We start from the raw sequence: 311 nt of genomic DNA on the forward strand, positions 1-311 counted from the left end.
GCTGAGCTTAGAAACCTGTTGATTGAGCAGTTGCCTAGTTATATGATTCCATCCCAATATATATTTGTTGATGACATTCCACTTACGGCCAATGGCAAAATTGATCGGAAGGCATGAATGGATGTCAACCCTGCGATGACGTTTGACGGTGGACTATTTAAAGCCCCAGAAACAGATCTGGAATTGTTGTTGGCTAACATATGGAGTGAACTGTTAAGTATTGATCGAGTAGGGATCACAGATCGTTTTTTTGATTTAGGTGGCCATTCGCTCAAAGCTATTCAACTTGTCAATCAGATTTACAAAACGAC

General features: G+C 40.5%; 1 protein-coding gene. It reads left to right on the forward strand.

Going from position 1 to position 311, the window contains the following annotated elements; genetic code table 11:
- Nucleotides 1–117: 117 nt before the first annotated feature.
- The coding region (locus RCF13_RS19200) for a phosphopantetheine-binding protein (RefSeq protein ID WP_308141458.1) at nucleotides 118–311 on the forward strand (194 nt) is incomplete at its 3' end.

This window comes from Stenotrophomonas maltophilia group sp. RNC7, assembly GCF_030910085.1.
Classification (GTDB): Bacteria; Pseudomonadota; Gammaproteobacteria; order Xanthomonadales; family Xanthomonadaceae; genus Stenotrophomonas; species Stenotrophomonas sepilia.